This is a genomic window from Orbus hercynius (assembly GCF_003634275.1).
Classification (GTDB): Bacteria; Pseudomonadota; Gammaproteobacteria; order Enterobacterales; family Orbaceae; genus Orbus; species Orbus hercynius.
In genome coordinates, this window is sequence record NZ_RBWY01000004.1 from 191428 (window position 1) to 208177 (window position 16750).

Consider the following 16750-nt stretch of genomic DNA (forward strand, 5'->3'; position numbering starts at 1 on the left):
CCTTTCCAATCATCTCTATAGATTATTGGTTTTTGTTATCAATTTTGAATTTTCTGTTAATGCAAAATAAGGAACCAAGCCATTGATATTTAATTAACTAATTTTTATTTAGAGAAAACCAGCAAAAAGATTAAAATTGAGTTTTTTTATGAAAATTGATTAAAAAGAAGAGTAAAAATATAAAGATATAAGTTAAAAATCTTACGCGCTATAACCTCATGTCATTTGCATAACCAAAGTGCGAACATTAGGCACAATAACAGGCATTTTTAATTCATAAAAACCATTAAGAAACAAAAATGCCGAACATATCTAACATCATAAAATATTACTATATTAAATAACGTATAATTAACACCAGTATTAAATCCCGAGTTCATTCCAAATTGCATCGATATGGGCAACAACTTCAGGATCTTTTTCAATAATCCGTCCCCATTCACGCTGAGTTTCCCCCGGCCATTTAGAGGTGGCATCTAAACCGACTTTTGAACCAAGTCCGGATATTGGCGAGGCAAAATCCAGATAATCAATTGGCGTGCGCTCAACAAAAGTCATATCTCGCTGCGGATCCATACGCGTTGAAATCGCCCACATGACATCTTTCCAATCGCGCGCATTAATGTCATCATCACACACAATAACAAATTTGGTATACATAAATTGTCTTAGATAGGACCAGACTCCCATCATCACGCGCTTAGCATGTCCGGCATAGCGTTTTTTAATCGTGACAATCGCAATTCGGTATGAACACCCTTCCGGCGGTAAATAAAAATCAACAATTTCAGGGAACTGCTTTTGCAAAATAGGTATAAAGACTTCATTAAGTGCCAGCCCTAATACCGAAGGCTCATCGGGCGGACGTCCGGTATAGGTTGAATGATAGATAGCATCTTTACGGCGCGTTAAATGCGTCACGGTAAACACCGGGAAATGTTCCACTTCATTATAGTAGCCAGTATGATCACCATAAGGACCTTCTGGTGCCATTTCGCTTGGTTCAATATAGCCTTCCAGCACGATTTCAGCACTAGCTGGCACATCAAGATCACATGATAATGCTTTAACAACTTCCGTCCTAGAGCCGCGTAATAATCCCGAGAATGCATATTCAGACAACGTATCAGGCACCGGCGTCACCGCACCTAAAATCGTCGCAGGATCGGCGCCCAATACCACCACCACTGGAAATTTTTCTCCTGGGTGCTCTTTTTGCCACTCTTGAAAATCAATCGCGCCACCGCGATGTGATAACCAGCGCATAATGAGTTTATTCTTAGATAGACGTTGTAAACGGTACACGCCAATATTTTGCCGCTCTTTATAAGGGCCTTTGGTTATCGTTAATCCCCACGTTATGAGCGGGGCAACATCATCTGGCCAGCAGTGCATAATCGGAACTTGCATTAAATCGACGTCATCATCGTTTAATACGATATCTTGACACGGCGCCGATGAACGCTGCTTAACGGGCATATTTAACACTTGTTTATATTTTGGTAATTCAGCAAAAAAACCACGAATCCCTTTTGGCGGTTCTGGTTCGCGCAAAAATGCAAGCAAATGGCCAACCTCACGTAATGCAGATACATCCGTTTGCCCCATGCCCATCGCAACACGTTTAGGTGTACCAAATAAATTACACAAAACCGGCATCGCATAACCAATAGGATTTTCAAATAATAATGCGGGTCCCTCACGGCGCAAAACACGATCCGCAATCTCCGTCATTTCTAAATGAGGATCAACCGGATAGCGAATGCGTTTAAGCTCTCCTTGCCGCTCAAGTTGCTCAATAAAGTCTCTTAAATCAGTATATTTCACGTGCTATCTCAAATAAACATTACCTATTATTACTTTAAGTTATCTCACAATTAACATCAACTTATAAATAAAAACTATAAGCAGATATAAATAGATTGTGTAACCGTTTTTTCACAGAGTTATATTATAATGTCTAGCATGATACGCTAAAAAAATCTTTTACTTATGAAGCAGCTAGCTAATAGACTTAACTCTTTTTCAGATTCTGTCATTCGCCGTATGACACGAATTGCCAATCAATTTGACGCGATTAATTTATCGCAGGGCTTTCCTGATTTTGACCCGCCAGCGCAACTTATTGCCGCCTTAAAACAAACTGCCGATACCGGCCCACACCAATATGAGGTCACCTGGGGCTCAGCCGAGTTTCGTCAGTTGCTTGCCCAAAAACAGCAAAAACGGATGAACATCCCAATCAATTCTAATGAAAATGTGTTGGTCACATGTGGCAGCACAGAGGCAATGATGTGTGCAGTGATGACGGTGTGTAATCCTAAAGATAAAGTGATTATCTTCTCGCCCTTTTATGAAAACTATGGTGCGGACGCTATTTTATCCGATGCACAGCCAATTTACGTGCCTTTAATTCCGCCTTCTTTTGAGTTTGATAAACAACAATTACGCCATGCTTTTGAACAAGGTGCTAAAGCGCTTATTCTATGTAATCCAAGTAATCCATGCGGTAAAGTTTTTACCCATGAAGAGTTATCTTATATTAGCGAACTGGCTATCGAATTTGACGCTTATGTTATTACCGATGAAGTTTATGAACATTTGGTTTATGAGCCGCATCAGCATTTTTACTTAGCTAGCTTTCCTGGCATGAAAGAACGCACTATCACCTGTAGCTCATTATCAAAAACCTATTCCGTTACCGGTTGGCGCTTAGGCCATATTATTGCTGATAAAGCAATTATTGATGGCTGCAAAATGATTCATGACTTTTTAACCGTTGGTGCCGCCGCGCCATTACAAAAAGCAGCTTGTGCCGGGCTTGCTTTTGCCGATGAGTATTACCAACAATTAACACAAACATACACAGAAAAACGTAAACTGTTTTTGGATGGACTTGACCAAATCGGACTCTCTTATTATCCGCCACAAGGCGCTTATTATGTCTTGGTTGATATTTCGTCATTCAACCCATTTACCACCGATTTCGAATTTTGCGAATGGCTTATCAAGGCAGTTGGCGTAGCTGCAGTACCCGGTTCAGCATTTTTTAAAGAACCTGAATATCGTTATATTCGCTTTCATTTCGCTAAAAAACACGAAACCCTACTTGCCGCATTAACACGCTTATCAAAATTAAAGGAAAAATTATCATGTTCAACAAAATAATCAGTGCCAGTCTGGCCATACTATTAGCGGTCTTTACGCTAACTGGCTGTGATAACAGTAAAGATGAGAAAAAATTAGTCGTCGGCGTTGCTGCCGGTCCATATGGTGATATGTTTAAACAAGCTATCGCGCCGGGCTTAGAGCAAAAGGGTTATAAAATCGAAATCCGCGAATTTAGTGATTACGTGCAGCCCAATATTGCTTTAGCAAATAAAGATATTGATATTAATTTATTCCAGCATCTGAGTTATTTGAATAACTTTAAACAAGCACATAATTTGGATATCACCGCCGTTGCTTTTGTGCCGACCGCTGGCGCCGGCATCTTTTCTAATAAGATTACTAACTTTTCACAGCTTAAAGCAGGCGACCAAGTCACAATTGCAAATGATGTGACCAATGAAGCAAGGGCACTGCGAATTTTACAAGCAGCTGGTTTAATTACACTTAATCCATCTGCTAATCCCGCAGAGCTCAGCCCTAAAGATATTATTGACAATCCTCATGAACTAATGATTGTGCCAATCGAAGCCCCGCAAACACCTCGCTCACTTGATAGCGCAACACTAGCGGTAGTGAATGGTAATTACGCGATTGGCGCGGGCTTAGATTTATCTAAGGCGCTCTACAGCGAAGTATTAGATAAAGATCATAAAAATGTCATTGCAATTAGAACCAGCTCAGTTGATACACTGGGTAAAGACATTATCGACGTGGTCAGCTCTGAGCAGTTTAACCAAGTCATTAATGATAAAAATGGGATGTTTTATACCTTTCAAAAACCCAACTATCAATTATATTAATTTTATTGCCTAACTACTGCGACATAAGCAATACCGCCTAATCAGGCAGTAGTTAGCGCAAATTATTATCGTTTTCATTAATCAGCAAAAGAGTAATTATGAATAAACCGCTTATTCAAGTCAGCAACGTATCGGTCGCTTTCAAAGTAAAGGACCGCATTGTTAACGCCGTTAAAAATGCCTCCTTCAATGTGTATCAAGGGGATATTTTTGGTATTATCGGCTCAAGTGGGGCCGGCAAATCAACGTTGGTTAGAACGCTCAATCGACTTGCCTCCCCCACACAGGGGCAGATTTACGTCAATGGCACCAACATTGCGTCACTAAAAGGCAAAGATCTGCAGCAATTTCGTTTTGATGTCGGCATGATTTTCCAAAATTTTAATCTCGCGTCCTCCAAAACCGTTTACGACAATATTGCCTTTGTTTTAAAAGCAGCAGGTAAACGCGGTCTTGCTGTCGAGCAGCGGGTAAAAGAGCTACTTAAACTCGTTAGCTTAACCGATAAGGCAAATGCCTATCCAGCTGAATTAAGTGGCGGGCAAAAACAACGAGTGGGCATTGCCAGAGCGCTGGCAAATGATGCGAAGATTCTACTGTGTGATGAAGCAACCAGTGCGCTTGACCCACAAACCACAACCTCGATATTAGACTTATTAAAGCAACTTAATCGAGAGTTCAAATTAACGATTGTCCTCATCACCCATGAGATTGATGTCATCAAGAAAATTTGTAATCGCGTTGCTGTTATGTCACAAGGTGAAATCGTCGAACTCAACAATACCTTTGACTTATTTGCCTCACCACAGCAAGCCTTTACTCAGTCTTTCTTAAATATTGATGAGAATACTGCTTTACCGAGTAAAGTTAAAAAGAATGCTAAGGGGAAACTGGTTCGCTTACGATATATCAATGAAAATGCAACCGAGCCAGTACTATTTCAATCAGCAAAACAAACCAATGTCTCGTTTAATATCCTACATGGCTTTATTGAATATTTTAACGATCAAGCACTCGGTAATCTCGTGGTTGAACTTATTGGTGCCAACGACGATATCAGCAGCCTAATTCATCTTTTGAAAAGCTATCATGTTATTGTTGAGGAGGTAAAATAATGGGCAAATTAACCTATAGCGAGTTTGGCCAATTATTATGGACTGCGGCTCAAGAAACCTTCATTATGGTCAGTTGGTCGCTACTTGCTGCCATTATTTTTGGCACATTAATTGGACTATTTCTTTATCTTACCTCTAATCGGCTCTTTTTTAGCAATCAACTGGTTAATCAAATATCGGGGTTTATTATTAACGCTACACGTTCAATTCCATTCTTAATTTTGATGGTGGCAGTTCTTCCTGCAGGTGTTTATTTAGTCGGCACATCAATTGGACCGAAAGCCGTTATTTTCCCTCTCGCTGTTGCAGCGATTGCATTTTATGGTCGCTTGGCAGAAAACGCCTTTAGCCAGGTCGACAACGGTGTCATTGAGGCAGCCATCTCTAGCGGTGCGGCCTATTGGCGCATTATCGTGGGTATTTTGTTTCCTGAAGCTTTTCCGCAACTTATTCGTCATGCGACCGTAACTGTGATATCCCTTATTGGCTATAGCGCTATGGCAGGTATTGTCGGCGGAGGCGGCATTGGCGATTTGGCGATTCGTTACGGTTATCAGCGCTATTATACGGAAGTACTGGTCGCCTGCATTGTGATCTTAATTATTGTCGTGCAGTTATTACAATTTTTAGGTGATATGCTGGCTAATCGATTAGATAAACGTCATAAATAGTAAATAAAGTGCCGAAGAGTCCAAACTCCGGCACCGCCAAGCTTACCACCATTGATAAAAATGGTGCGTAGGCCCAATACCTTGACCAATCTTGAGCGTATCGGCATGCTCAATCGCGCCAAGCAAGTAATGTTTCGCTTGTTCAACCGCCTCGACTAGCGATGTTTGTGGCAATAACGCTGCAATCGCGGCTGATAATGTACAGCCAGTACCATGTGTATTATTAGTTACGATTCTTGGCGCAGCCAATCGAATTTCGCCCTCTGGCATAATCAGATAATCAACACTCTGTGATCCGGCTAGATGCCCCCCTTTCATCAACACCGCTTTACAGCCTAATTGCAATAATTCTCGTCCCTGCCGCCGCATATCACGCTCATCAATAGCTTGACTATCACTCAATAAAGCCGCCGCCTCCAATAAATTTGGCGTAATGATCGTCGCCAACGGTAAAAGCTGTTGCTTAATCGCCTTAATCGCCTCTAATTGCAATAGTCGGTGCCCACCTTTAGCAATCATCACGGTATCTAAGACAATATACGGCATCGGGTGCTCAAGTAATAGTTGGCTCACCGCAATGACAATCTCTTCATTCATCAACATACCGATTTTTAAACTATCGAGCTGGCTATCGTTAATAATCGAATAAAATTGTTGTTTGACAAAATCAGCCGAAATAGGTAGCACATCATCAACACCTAGCGTATTTTGTGCCGTTAATGCGGTAACAATCGACATCCCATATACACCTAACGCAGAAAAGGTCTTTAAATCAGCTTGAATGCCAGCGCCGCCGCTAGAATCAGATCCAGCAATAGTTAATGCAATCGTCACAATGTCATCCCCTTATTTTTCACCTGACCAATTTGCTTTACCAACTGCGCCGTCGCTTGTTGTATATTAACCTGTCCACAAATTGCCGACACGACAGCAACGCCGTTAATACCGGTTTGTATCACACCTTCAATATTCGTTTCGTTAATTCCGCCAATCGCCACCGCCGGGCATTGTCGCTGTGTCATGAGCTTAGCTAATTGCTCAATTCCCAACGCTGGGGCAGCATTTTTCTTCGATGTGGTGGGAAAAATAGGTCCAATACCAAGGTAGTCAATCACCGACCAAGGCACCTCATCTAATTGTTGCTGATTTGAAATGGACAACCCAAGCCATTTATCTGCGCCAATTAGCTGACGCACAACCTGGGCCGGCAGATCAGCTTGCCCAATATGCACGCCATCAGCATCAGCCGCTAATGCCACATCAACATAATCGTTAATAATAAGTGGCACGGGGGTATGACTTAAAGCCGCTTTTAATGCCAATGCGGCTTGATACCATTGCCGATGATGAAATTGATTTTCCGCTCGCAGCTGAACAACCGTTACACCATTTGCAACCACTATTTGAACTGTTTTCACCATGCCATCAATGCCATGGCATAAAACCGGATCAAGCACCAAATACAGTGATAAATCTAATGTTTTTGCCATGCTATTGCTCCAATAATCGTGCTGCATTCATCAAAGAGAGTTGGTCTAATAACGAAATCGCAAATGTGCCAAGTCCGTGATGTTTATCAGCCAGCTCACCTGCCTTTTTCATCATCAAGCAGCTAGAGGCCGCCGCAAGTAAATGATTAGTATTGCAACCGATCATTGCCGCAACCACAGCAGATAAAGCGCAGCCGACTCCGGTTACTTTCGTTAGCGCAATATCGCCGCCATCAATGACATAAGTTGTGTACCCATCGGTGATATAGTCGGTTTTGCCAGTCATGGCGACAACGGTTTGATATTGCAACGCAATCGTTTTTGCAACATTAAGAGCAGCATCGGTACTATCTTGACTATCCGGGCCCTTCCCTATTGATGTTTTATCAGCTAATGCTAATATTTCTGATGCATTGCAACGAATAACAGCGGGTTTAAACCGTAATAATTGTTTGGCAATATTTGAGCGAAAAGTTAACGCATTACCAACGGCAACCGGATCAAGCACCCAAGGTGTTTGCGTTACCATTGCGGCTTGTGCGGCAATAAGCATACTCTTTGATGACCACTGCGTTATCGTGCCAAGATTAATCAGTACACTATCGGCGATGTGAACAAAATCCGCGGTTTCTTCCTTTGCGATAACCATCGCAGGTATTGCGCCAATGGCCAGTAAAATATTGGCCGTAAAGTTTTGCACCACATCATTGGTCATACAATGAATTAATGGTTTGTCTCTATTGAGTTTTTGAAGATAAGACGAAGCAAATGCTGCTTCAAGTTGATTCGTACACATACTTATTCCTCTTTTAATTACAATAGCGCAAGGAAGTATGATCACGATTAAGGTGGTAGACTTTCCTACGCTGGTATGAGCCAGTTCAGGTTCAACGGGTAAATTCTCAGCCAACGCTTAAAGCCGCGCGACACCCCGAGTCAAAATAATATCGCAACTATTATGGATAATTTGTGTCAAATAAGCAATCAACACCGAATGTTTTACAGAATGTAAAAAATTGTTCTCCAACTTTACAAGCAAAAAAATATTTTCTACATTTTTAATTGATTACTTGATAAACTACTTGAGCTGTATCAGACAGATAGACTGATACACGTACTGTTGCTTAATACATACCCATCATTTATCGTAAGGCTGACAAATGGATATAACAAACCGCAATAAACTGCTGCAATATGGGCGCGAGGTACTTGAACTTGAACTTCAAGAGGCACAAAAACTCCCAGCCCGCCTTGGCGACGATTTTATTAAAGCGTGTGAATTAATCTTATCCACTAAAGGCAAAGTGGTCGTCTCGGGTATTGGTAAATCCGGTCATATTGGTAAAAAAATTGCGGCGTCCTTTGCCAGCACGGGAACACCGTCATTTTTTATGCACCCCTCAGAAGCACTGCACGGAGATCTGGGTATGGTGAGCGAAAACGATATTGTCGTGTTAATATCCTATTCAGGCAGAGCCAAAGAATTCAGCCTTATTTTACCCATTTTAAAAGAGATGAATATTGCGATTATTGCCATTACGGGGAGTTTATCCTCACCATTAGCAAAAGCGGCGGATGCGATTTTAGATATCAGTATCGAAAAAGAAGCTTGCCCAATGGGGCTTGCACCAACATCGAGTTCAACTAACACCTTATTAATGGGGGATGTGCTAGCAATTTCAATTATGCGCGCCAAAGGATTTAAAGAAGAAGATTTTGCCCGTTCTCATCCAGCAGGGAGTCTAGGCGCCAAACTGCTTAATCACGTTAAAGATGTCATGCGCACAGGTGAACAAGTGCCAAGTGTTGGGCATAGAGCAACAGTATTGGATGCAATGCTTGAACTGAGTAGAACAGGACTTGGTTTAGTTGCTGTGTGTGATGAACAACAGCATATTGCCGGCGTATTTACTGATGGCGATCTGCGCAGATTGCTATTAAAAGAGGGCACATTGCATGACCCAATCCATCAAGTCATGAGTAAACCAGGTTATCGCTTACCTGATGGATGGAAAGCCATTGAAGCACTAAAATCGTTCAATGATCACAATATTACCGCAGCGCCCGTTGTTGATGTTAATGGTCGATTAGTCGGTGCACTCAATATTCATGATTTACATCAAGCGGGCATCTCACTCAATACTTAATAATTGAAACTCAACATGAATATGATTGTAATATATTAGATGATTATTGATATAATCTATTGAAGAAAGCTGATATGATTAATAATTGAAAATGAATAATCACAAAATACCTATTGCAAAGTGGGGCTATCTCCTGCGATAATTGTCGCCCTAAATTTTTGTCGTTAGACGGAGAGTATGACTAACTATTACAGTTTACCTAAGCTATTTTTAGGCGTGAATTGTATATTTTTTAACTAATACAGATGATGAAATTACAATGGCAGAGAAGCGTAATATCTTTTTAATTGGCCCAATGGGTGCAGGTAAAAGCACAATTGGTAGACAGATCGCACAACAACTTGGTATGGATTTCTTTGATTCAGATCAAGAAATTGAGAAACGAACCGGTGCGGATATCGCTTGGATTTTTGACCTAGAAGGCGAAGATGGTTTCCGTTCTCGAGAAGAGAAAGTCATTAATGAGCTCACAGAAAAGCAAGGTGTTGTACTTGCAACTGGTGGTGGCTCAATTTTATCAAAAGAAACACGAAATCGTTTATCGGCTCGTGGTATTGTGGTTTATCTTGAAACAACTATCGAAAAACAAATGGCTCGCACCCAAAAGGACAAACGTCGTCCGTTACTTCAAGGTAGTAATACACCAAGAGAGCTTTATGAAGAGCTAGCTGGGGAGCGCGTTCCGCTCTACGAAGAAATCGCGGATATCACCATAAAGACAGATGAACAAAGTGCTAAAGGTGTAGCAAGCTACATTATTGAGAAAATAGAGCAAATATAAAAGTAATCACTATGTGATTACTTTTATTCAATACAGTCATTGGTAGAAAGGAGAGAACGTGAGTGAGTCAATTCGGCCTGATAAGGAGGATCGCTATATCTCGGAAAGCTCTCCTAAAAAAACGCAACTAAGCGGTTTCTTGTTGTCAAAAACTAAATGGATTATTCTTATATTAGCGCTATGTGTTTTATTGCTATGTATAAGTGTTGCCATATTTAAATCACAATCTCAATCACCACAAGCCCCAGAACAATCCGATTCAACTGAATTGGGGCTAAGTGAAGATAATCAAACATCAACATATCAGACATTGTCTCCTGCACCAATATCAACAACAGCAACCGTTACGCAACGAAACAGTGATCCTGAACAAGAGCGAATTGTCATCCCTGGTGATATTACCGATGTATTGACCAATGAAGCACAATCAGATGAACTGAAGCAAAAAAATACTTTATTGTTGAAAGGGCAAAATGACAGTACTAATAACTTGGTTAATGAACAACGTTTGCAAAATGCCATAGACAATACACATTTCACCATTCAGCTCAGCTCATCTTCATCCCTTGAAAATCTCATGGCATTTGTTAAACAGTACAAATTAACCAATTATCAAATTTATGAAACTCGCCGTGAACAAAAACCGTGGTTTGTGTTAATAAAAGGTAGCTATCTGACTCTAGATGATGCTAAGCAAGCCGTAAAATCTCTGACCCAAGAACTACAAAAAAGCAATCCATGGATCAAATCAGGGGAAATGGTCAACAAGGAGAAGTTATCTAAATGATGACTTATCCTCATACCAATAGGAGCATTGTTTGAAAAAGCAACGCGCTTTTCTAAAATGGGCTGGTGGCAAATACTCGCTTGTAGATCAAATTACGCAATATCTTCCAGAAGGTGACTTATTAATCGAACCTTTTGTTGGAGCCGGTTCTGTTTTTCTTAATACCAATTACAAGCGTTATATTCTTGCTGATATCAATCAAGACCTTATTTCACTGTTTAATATTATCAAAAAGCAACCTGAAAAATTTATTGAAGATGCAAAGTTATTATTCAATCAGCAAAATAAACAGACCGATGCATTTTACCAAATGCGAGATCTATTTAACCGTAGCAAAAATAACTATCAAAGAGCACTGCTATTTCTCTATTTAAATCGCCATTGTTATAACGGATTATGCCGCTATAACAGTAGCGGTGAATTTAATGTCCCATTTGGTCAACATAAAAATATCTATTTCCCTGAAAAAGAGATTATTGCTTTTTCTGAAAAGGCCAAGCACGCTGAATTTATCTGTGCACCTTATCATGAAGTAATGAAAAAAGCCAAAAAAGGCGCTGTAGTATATTGTGATCCCCCCTACGTACCACTCTCAGAAAGTTCTAACTTCACCGCTTACTATTCTGTCCACTTTGGTCAACAAGAACAACAGAATCTTGCCAAATTAGCAGAAAAGCTTTCGGCAAAAAATATTCCGGTTCTTATCTCTAACCACGACACAATGCAGACTCGAGATTGGTATCAACAAGCTAGCAATATTTATTCGGTTGAAACCAGGCGTTCTATTAGCTGTGATGGACTTGGTCGCAAAAAAATTCACGAATTGCTTGTACTTTATTCTTAGTGTTTCAAATAGATCAAGTGGTCGTACTAGCAAAGATACGATATAATTAGCTATCGATTACTGTTTCTTCAAAATAACACTGAAGAGGTTAGAAATGATGGAAAGATTTTTAATTGCACCTTCAATATTATCAGCAGACTTTGCTAGACTTGGTGAAGATACGCAAAAAGTATTAAATGCGGGTGCAAATGTTATCCATTTTGATGTTATGGATAATCACTATGTGCCTAATTTAACAATGGGTCCAATGTTTTGCCAAGGTTTAAGAAATTATGGAATTACCGCACCAATCGATGTACATTTAATGGTGTCTCCGGTTGATGAACTCATTACCGCTTTTGCTAAGTCAGGCGCAAACAATATCTCCATTCATCCTGATGCAACAAGGCATCTTGATCGTTCTATCCAACTGATCAAAGATCACGGTTGTACGGCAGGTATCGTACTCAATCCGGCTGTACCGCTTGATTGCCTAGAATATATCATTGATAAGATTGACCTAATTTTAATTATGGGTGTCAACCCCGGTTTTGGCGGCCAATCGTTTATTCCTTATATGCTGAAAAAAATCGCCCAAACTCGTGCGCTGATTAATCAATCTGGGCGAGAAATCCGCTTAGAAGTCGACGGCGGGGTTAAAGTTGACAATATAGCTGAAATAGCGAAAGCAGGAGCCGATATGTTTGTGGCAGGCTCCGCAATTTTTGGCCACCCAAACTACCATGAGGTTATCGATGCTATGCGCCGACAACTCGCTACTGTAGAGTAATAAAACATGAAAAAACTTACAGACATCCAAGCCATTGCATTCGATCTTGATGGTACGCTCGTTGATAGCGTTCCAGGCCTTGCTTTAGCCGCTCAGCGCATGTTGGCTGATTTATCGTTACCCACCGTCACCCACGAGCAAATTAAAATTTGGGTCGGCAATGGTATTGATGTGCTTATTGAACGCATTCTTGCATCAGTTAGTGCACCTGAATCAATATTTGATCAAGCTAAACCGCTGTTCAATCGTCACTATGACGAGACAATTGATGAAGGGACGCAAGTATTTCCGCACGTCATATCAACATTAGCGACCTTACAACAACAAGGCTATCGAATGGCACTAGTGACCAATAAACCGGCGCAGTTTTTACCAGCACTGTTGAAATCGCTCAAGCTAGACCCGTATTTTTCACTAGTACTCGGTGGCGGTGATGTCATCAAACTTAAACCACATCCTGCGCCGCTATATCAAGTCATGGCAAATTTTGGTCTATACCATGACCAATTACTCTTTGTCGGCGATTCGCGCAATGATATTAGCGCCGCTAAAAATGCCCTGTGCCCAACGGTTGGCTTAACTTACGGTTATAATTACGGTGAATCAATCACAAGTAGCAGTCCAGACTATGTGTTTGAAAACTTTGAGCAGCTATTAACGATATTGCCTCGCCCTCGTGCTGAAGCTAAAAAGTAATGCATTAAATTCGAAATAAAATAGGAAAAGATTATGAGTAAACCAATTGTATTTAGTGGCGCACAACCATCTGGCGAATTATCACTAGGCAATTATTTGGGTGCATTAAAAAATTGGGTCGACTTGCAAGATGCTTATGATTGTATTTACTGTATCGTCAATCAACATGCAATCACGGTGCGCCAGGATCCGGCAAAGCTCAAAAAAGCCACATTAGATACACTGGCTCTTTACCTTGCTTGTGGTATTGATCCCAACAAAAGTACAGTATTTGTGCAATCACAAGTACCTGCTCATGCCGAGCTAGGCTGGGTGCTCAATTGTTACACTTACTTTGGTGAATTAAGCAGAATGACCCAATTTAAGGATAAATCAGCCAGACACGCAGAAAACATTAATGCCGGCTTATTTGATTATCCAGTACTCATGGCAGCTGATATCTTAATTTATCAAACCAACTTAGTCCCGGTTGGTGAAGATCAAAAACAACATTTAGAACTTTCTCGTGATATTGCCGCACGTTTTAACGCGCTATACGGTGATATCTTTAAAGTGCCAGAGCCGTTTATTCCAAAAGCCGGCGCCAGAGTGATGTCGTTACAAGATCCGACTAAAAAAATGTCTAAATCAGATGATAACCGTAATAATGTGATTGGATTATTAGAAAATCCGAAAGATGCCGAGAAAAAAATTAAGCGGGCAATGACCGATTCTGATGAGCCACCGATGGTGCGTTACGATATTAAAAATAAAGCTGGCGTGTCAAATCTACTTGATATCTTAACGGGTATTACGGGTAAATCGATTCCAACTCTTGAGCAAGAATTTGCTGGAAAAATGTATGGTCACTTAAAAGGTGAGGTTGCCGCTCAAGTCTCGACCATGCTAGGTGCACTACAAGAACGATATTTCCATTATCGAGATAATGAAAAATTACTTCATGACATCATGCAAGACGGTGCGCAAAAAGCCAATGTCCGAGCTAAATTGACCTTAGATAAAGTCTACGATGCCATTGGCTTCGTCCGGTAAAAACGAAGTCTAATGAGAGTGATTACACAATGAAAATCATTATTCTAGGTGCCGGCCAAACTGGCAGTGCACTAGCTGAATATCTGGTGACTGAACATGAAAATGACGTCACCGTTGTTGATGAAGTGGCTGAACAGTTGCAATCGCTACAAGAGCGATTTGATTTACGCGTCATTCAAGGCAAAGTGTCTTATCCACAGGTGCTAGAAAGCGCTGGTGCTGAAAGTGCCGACATGCTCGTTGCCGTCACTAATTCAGACGAAGCAAATTTGCTGGCTTGCCAAATCGCCCATTCGCTCTTTAATATCCCGCAAAAAGTGGCACGTATTCGAGCAGTAGAATACAGTGATGATAAATATCAGCTCTTTTCTGTTGATGACGGCATTCCGATTAATCACATTATTTCGCCTGAAAAACTCATCACTCAACATATTAGCCAACTAATCCAATATCCCGGTGCACTCCAAATTGCTTCATTTTATGACAATAAAGTCTACTTGGTTGCGGTCACAGCCTATTACGGTGGCGCACTTGTTGGTAGTGAGTTATCTGAATTAAAAGAACATCTACCGCATGTCGATGTAAAAATCGTTGCGATTTATAGGCAAAACCGCTTCATTCGTCCGATCGATTCAACCATTATTGAAGCTGGTGATATGGTCTATTTTATTACCGAACCGTCAAATATCAAAGCCGTCACCAGTGAATTGCAACGACTGGAAAAACCCTATAAGCGCATTATGATTAGCGGCGGCGGCAGTGTTGCTGTCTCGCTTGCTAAAAAACTCGAAAATGACTATCAAGTCAAACTAATTGAGCGTAATGCACAAAAAGCAGAGCTTATCGCTGAAAAACTCACCAATACCACCGTCTTGCACGGTGAATCGGCAGACCAAGAACTGTTATCTCAAGAACAAGTCGAATTAACCGACCTTTTTATTGCCGTTACCAGCGATGACGAATCGAATATTATGTCATCGATGTTAGCCAAGCGGATGGGGGCTAAAAAAGTTATCGTCCTGATCCAGCGCCAAGCTTATCTTGAGCTCATTAACGAAAGCGTCATTGATATCGCAATTTCCCCACAGCTCGCCACCATCTCCGCGTTATTAAGCCATGTCAGACAATCAGGCATTGCTAAAGTCGTCTCATTGCGTCAAGGTACCTCAGAGGTGATTGAAATTGTGACTCATGGTGATAAAGAGACATCAAAACTCATTGGTCGAACTGTTGATAAAATAAAGCTGCCATCAGGGGCAACCATCGGGGCAATTGTCAGGGGAGACGATGTAATTATTACGCAAAATGACCTCATTATCGAAGATAACGACCACCTGATCATTTTTTTACCGGATAGAAAAGTGATCAATGATATCGAAAAATTACTGAGCACTTAATGAAGAAATAACCACATATTATGTTTTATAATCGATATATTTTGTTAATTCTATTTATGATATTACCAACGTGTGGCTTTGCTGACACGATTTGGGTGAAAAATGGTGATATTATTTCGGGCTCAATCAAACTGATTGATAGTAATAAACTGGTCTTGGAAACTAAGTATGCGGGCTCCTTGACCATTAAGGCAACAGACGTCAAAACATTCACCCTAAATCATCCTGCTGTCGTCAAAAATGATCTTTATGCCAAAAAGTTCTTCATCACCGAAATAAAACCATCTGAAGAAATAGGTGCAATTATTCTTGTTGATAAACGCGGTGAAGAACAAACCGTTTCTATTACCAATAACCTCATTTTATATAAACAAAATATCAATGAATTCGTTGATGAGTTAACTTTTAATGGTAGTGTTAAAGGTGGTTTTTTCTATGATAAAGGCACAAAAAAAACCGAACAATATATGCTAGACACCAATTTTACCGTAAAACATAATTTGTGGCGGCACAACATTGCGGCCAATTTTCGCCGCAGTTTTAAAAATGATACGGTGAGTACTTATTATTACAATACGCAATATAACTTAGATAAATTTATTACTCCAGCGTTTTTCTGGCAATCGAGTGCACAGTATCGACATGATTGGATTGAAAATATCAGCTCGAAAAAAAGCTTTGGTACAGGCCCTGGCTACCAATTATGGAATAATGAACTGAGTTCGTTTTCTCTCGCTATGTTATTAAACTATCAAGAAATGCACTATCAAGATCACGAAGAGTCTCGTCATCCACTAGGTACGATTCGCTGGAATTACCAACGATACTTTCTGGGAAGCGCAATTAATCTATTTACTAGCGGCTCCATTGGGCGAAGCTTTAATGATACCGTATCGCTTGATTTAAGCACGACAATAGGTACATCATATAAGCTTACCGATTGGCTTATCATTAGTACGACATTTAATAAAGATAAAGACAAAACCAAGGATGGTAATAGCAGTAATATTAATTATAACCTTGGCTTTGGGGTGATTTGGTAACTCGATA

At 40.5% G+C, this 16750-nt stretch carries 17 protein-coding genes and 1 riboswitch; of the genes, 13 read left to right on the top strand and 4 right to left on the bottom strand.

Going from position 1 to position 16750, the window contains the following annotated elements:
- Positions 1-363: 363 nt before the first annotated feature.
- Positions 364-1827: a 4-hydroxy-3-polyprenylbenzoate decarboxylase gene (gene ubiD, locus DES39_RS09825; protein ID WP_121145631.1), complete on the bottom strand. Its 1464-nt coding sequence runs from the start codon at positions 1825-1827 to the stop codon at positions 364-366.
- A 165-nt stretch (positions 1828-1992) separates the two neighbouring features.
- Here ubiD and DES39_RS09830 point away from each other — a divergent pair, with 165 nt between their 5' ends.
- The 4 genes from DES39_RS09830 (at position 1993) to DES39_RS09845 (ending at position 5757) form a co-directional block, all read left to right on the top strand.
- Positions 1993-3168, top strand: a complete 1176-nt coding sequence (locus tag DES39_RS09830; protein WP_121145634.1) for a pyridoxal phosphate-dependent aminotransferase — start codon at positions 1993-1995, stop codon at positions 3166-3168.
- Positions 3153-3971 carry a MetQ/NlpA family ABC transporter substrate-binding protein gene (locus DES39_RS09835; RefSeq protein WP_211324687.1) on the top strand — a complete coding sequence of 273 codons (819 nt, stop codon included), beginning with the start codon at positions 3153-3155 and terminating at the stop codon, positions 3969-3971. The genes DES39_RS09830 and DES39_RS09835 overlap by 16 nt, the downstream gene beginning before the upstream one ends.
- Before the next feature lie 98 nt (positions 3972-4069).
- Complete coding sequence (locus DES39_RS09840) at positions 4070-5086, top strand: methionine ABC transporter ATP-binding protein (protein WP_121145638.1); 1017 nt, start codon at positions 4070-4072, stop codon at positions 5084-5086.
- Entirely contained in the window at positions 5086-5757 is a 672-nt protein-coding gene (locus tag DES39_RS09845) for a methionine ABC transporter permease (protein WP_121145640.1), read from the top strand. Before DES39_RS09840 ends, DES39_RS09845 begins: the two co-directional genes overlap by 1 nt.
- Positions 5758-5799: 42 nt before the next feature.
- On the opposite strand, the gene thiD is transcribed toward DES39_RS09845, so the two are convergent.
- Genes thiD through thiM form a run of 3 tightly spaced genes read right to left on the bottom strand, consistent with a single transcriptional unit; the run spans position 5800 to position 8043 of the window.
- Complete coding sequence (gene thiD / locus DES39_RS09850) at positions 5800-6594, bottom strand: bifunctional hydroxymethylpyrimidine kinase/phosphomethylpyrimidine kinase (protein WP_121145642.1); 795 nt, start codon at positions 6592-6594, stop codon at positions 5800-5802.
- Positions 6588-7247, bottom strand: a complete 660-nt coding sequence (gene thiE / locus DES39_RS09855; protein ID WP_121145644.1) for a thiamine phosphate synthase — start codon at positions 7245-7247, stop codon at positions 6588-6590. The genes thiD and thiE overlap by 7 nt, the downstream gene beginning before the upstream one ends.
- Before the next feature lies 1 nt (position 7248).
- Complete coding sequence (gene thiM / locus DES39_RS09860) at positions 7249-8043, bottom strand: hydroxyethylthiazole kinase (protein WP_121145645.1); 795 nt, start codon at positions 8041-8043, stop codon at positions 7249-7251.
- 45 nt (positions 8044-8088) lie between these two features.
- Positions 8089-8191: riboswitch (TPP riboswitch) on the bottom strand.
- A 216-nt stretch (positions 8192-8407) separates the two neighbouring features.
- On the opposite strand from thiM, the gene gutQ reads away from it, so the two are divergent.
- The 9 genes from gutQ to DES39_RS09905 all read left to right on the top strand — a co-directional run bounded on the left by gutQ (position 8408) and on the right by DES39_RS09905 (position 16743).
- Positions 8408-9394 carry an arabinose-5-phosphate isomerase GutQ gene (gene gutQ, locus DES39_RS09865; protein ID WP_121145647.1) on the top strand — a complete coding sequence of 329 codons (987 nt, stop codon included), beginning with the start codon at positions 8408-8410 and terminating at the stop codon, positions 9392-9394.
- A gap of 259 nt (positions 9395-9653) precedes the next feature.
- Entirely contained in the window at positions 9654-10175 is a 522-nt protein-coding gene (gene aroK, locus DES39_RS09870) for a shikimate kinase AroK (protein WP_121145649.1), read from the top strand.
- A gap of 58 nt (positions 10176-10233) precedes the next feature.
- On the top strand, positions 10234-10962 hold the full coding sequence (locus DES39_RS09875; RefSeq protein ID WP_121145651.1) for an SPOR domain-containing protein: 729 nt from the start codon (positions 10234-10236) through the stop codon (positions 10960-10962).
- Between the two features lie 31 nt (positions 10963-10993).
- The gene (locus DES39_RS09880; RefSeq protein ID WP_121145653.1) at positions 10994-11806 is read left to right on the top strand and encodes a Dam family site-specific DNA-(adenine-N6)-methyltransferase; all 813 of its coding nucleotides are present in this window, start codon (positions 10994-10996) and stop codon (positions 11804-11806) included.
- Between the two features lie 97 nt (positions 11807-11903).
- Complete coding sequence (gene rpe, locus DES39_RS09885) at positions 11904-12575, top strand: ribulose-phosphate 3-epimerase (protein ID WP_121145655.1); 672 nt, start codon at positions 11904-11906, stop codon at positions 12573-12575.
- A 6-nt stretch (positions 12576-12581) separates the two neighbouring features.
- Positions 12582-13271 carry a phosphoglycolate phosphatase gene (locus DES39_RS09890; protein WP_121145657.1) on the top strand — a complete coding sequence of 230 codons (690 nt, stop codon included), beginning with the start codon at positions 12582-12584 and terminating at the stop codon, positions 13269-13271.
- Positions 13272-13304: 33 nt separating this feature from the next.
- Positions 13305-14303, top strand: coding sequence for a tryptophan--tRNA ligase (gene trpS / locus DES39_RS09895; RefSeq protein ID WP_121145659.1), 999 nt, complete (start codon positions 13305-13307; stop codon positions 14301-14303).
- 29 nt (positions 14304-14332) lie between these two features.
- Entirely contained in the window at positions 14333-15700 is a 1368-nt protein-coding gene (gene trkA / locus DES39_RS09900; RefSeq protein ID WP_121145661.1) for a Trk system potassium transporter TrkA, read from the top strand.
- A 20-nt stretch (positions 15701-15720) separates the two neighbouring features.
- Entirely contained in the window at positions 15721-16743 is a 1023-nt protein-coding gene (locus DES39_RS09905) for a DUF481 domain-containing protein (protein ID WP_121145663.1), read from the top strand.
- Positions 16744-16750 lie beyond the last annotated feature (7 nt).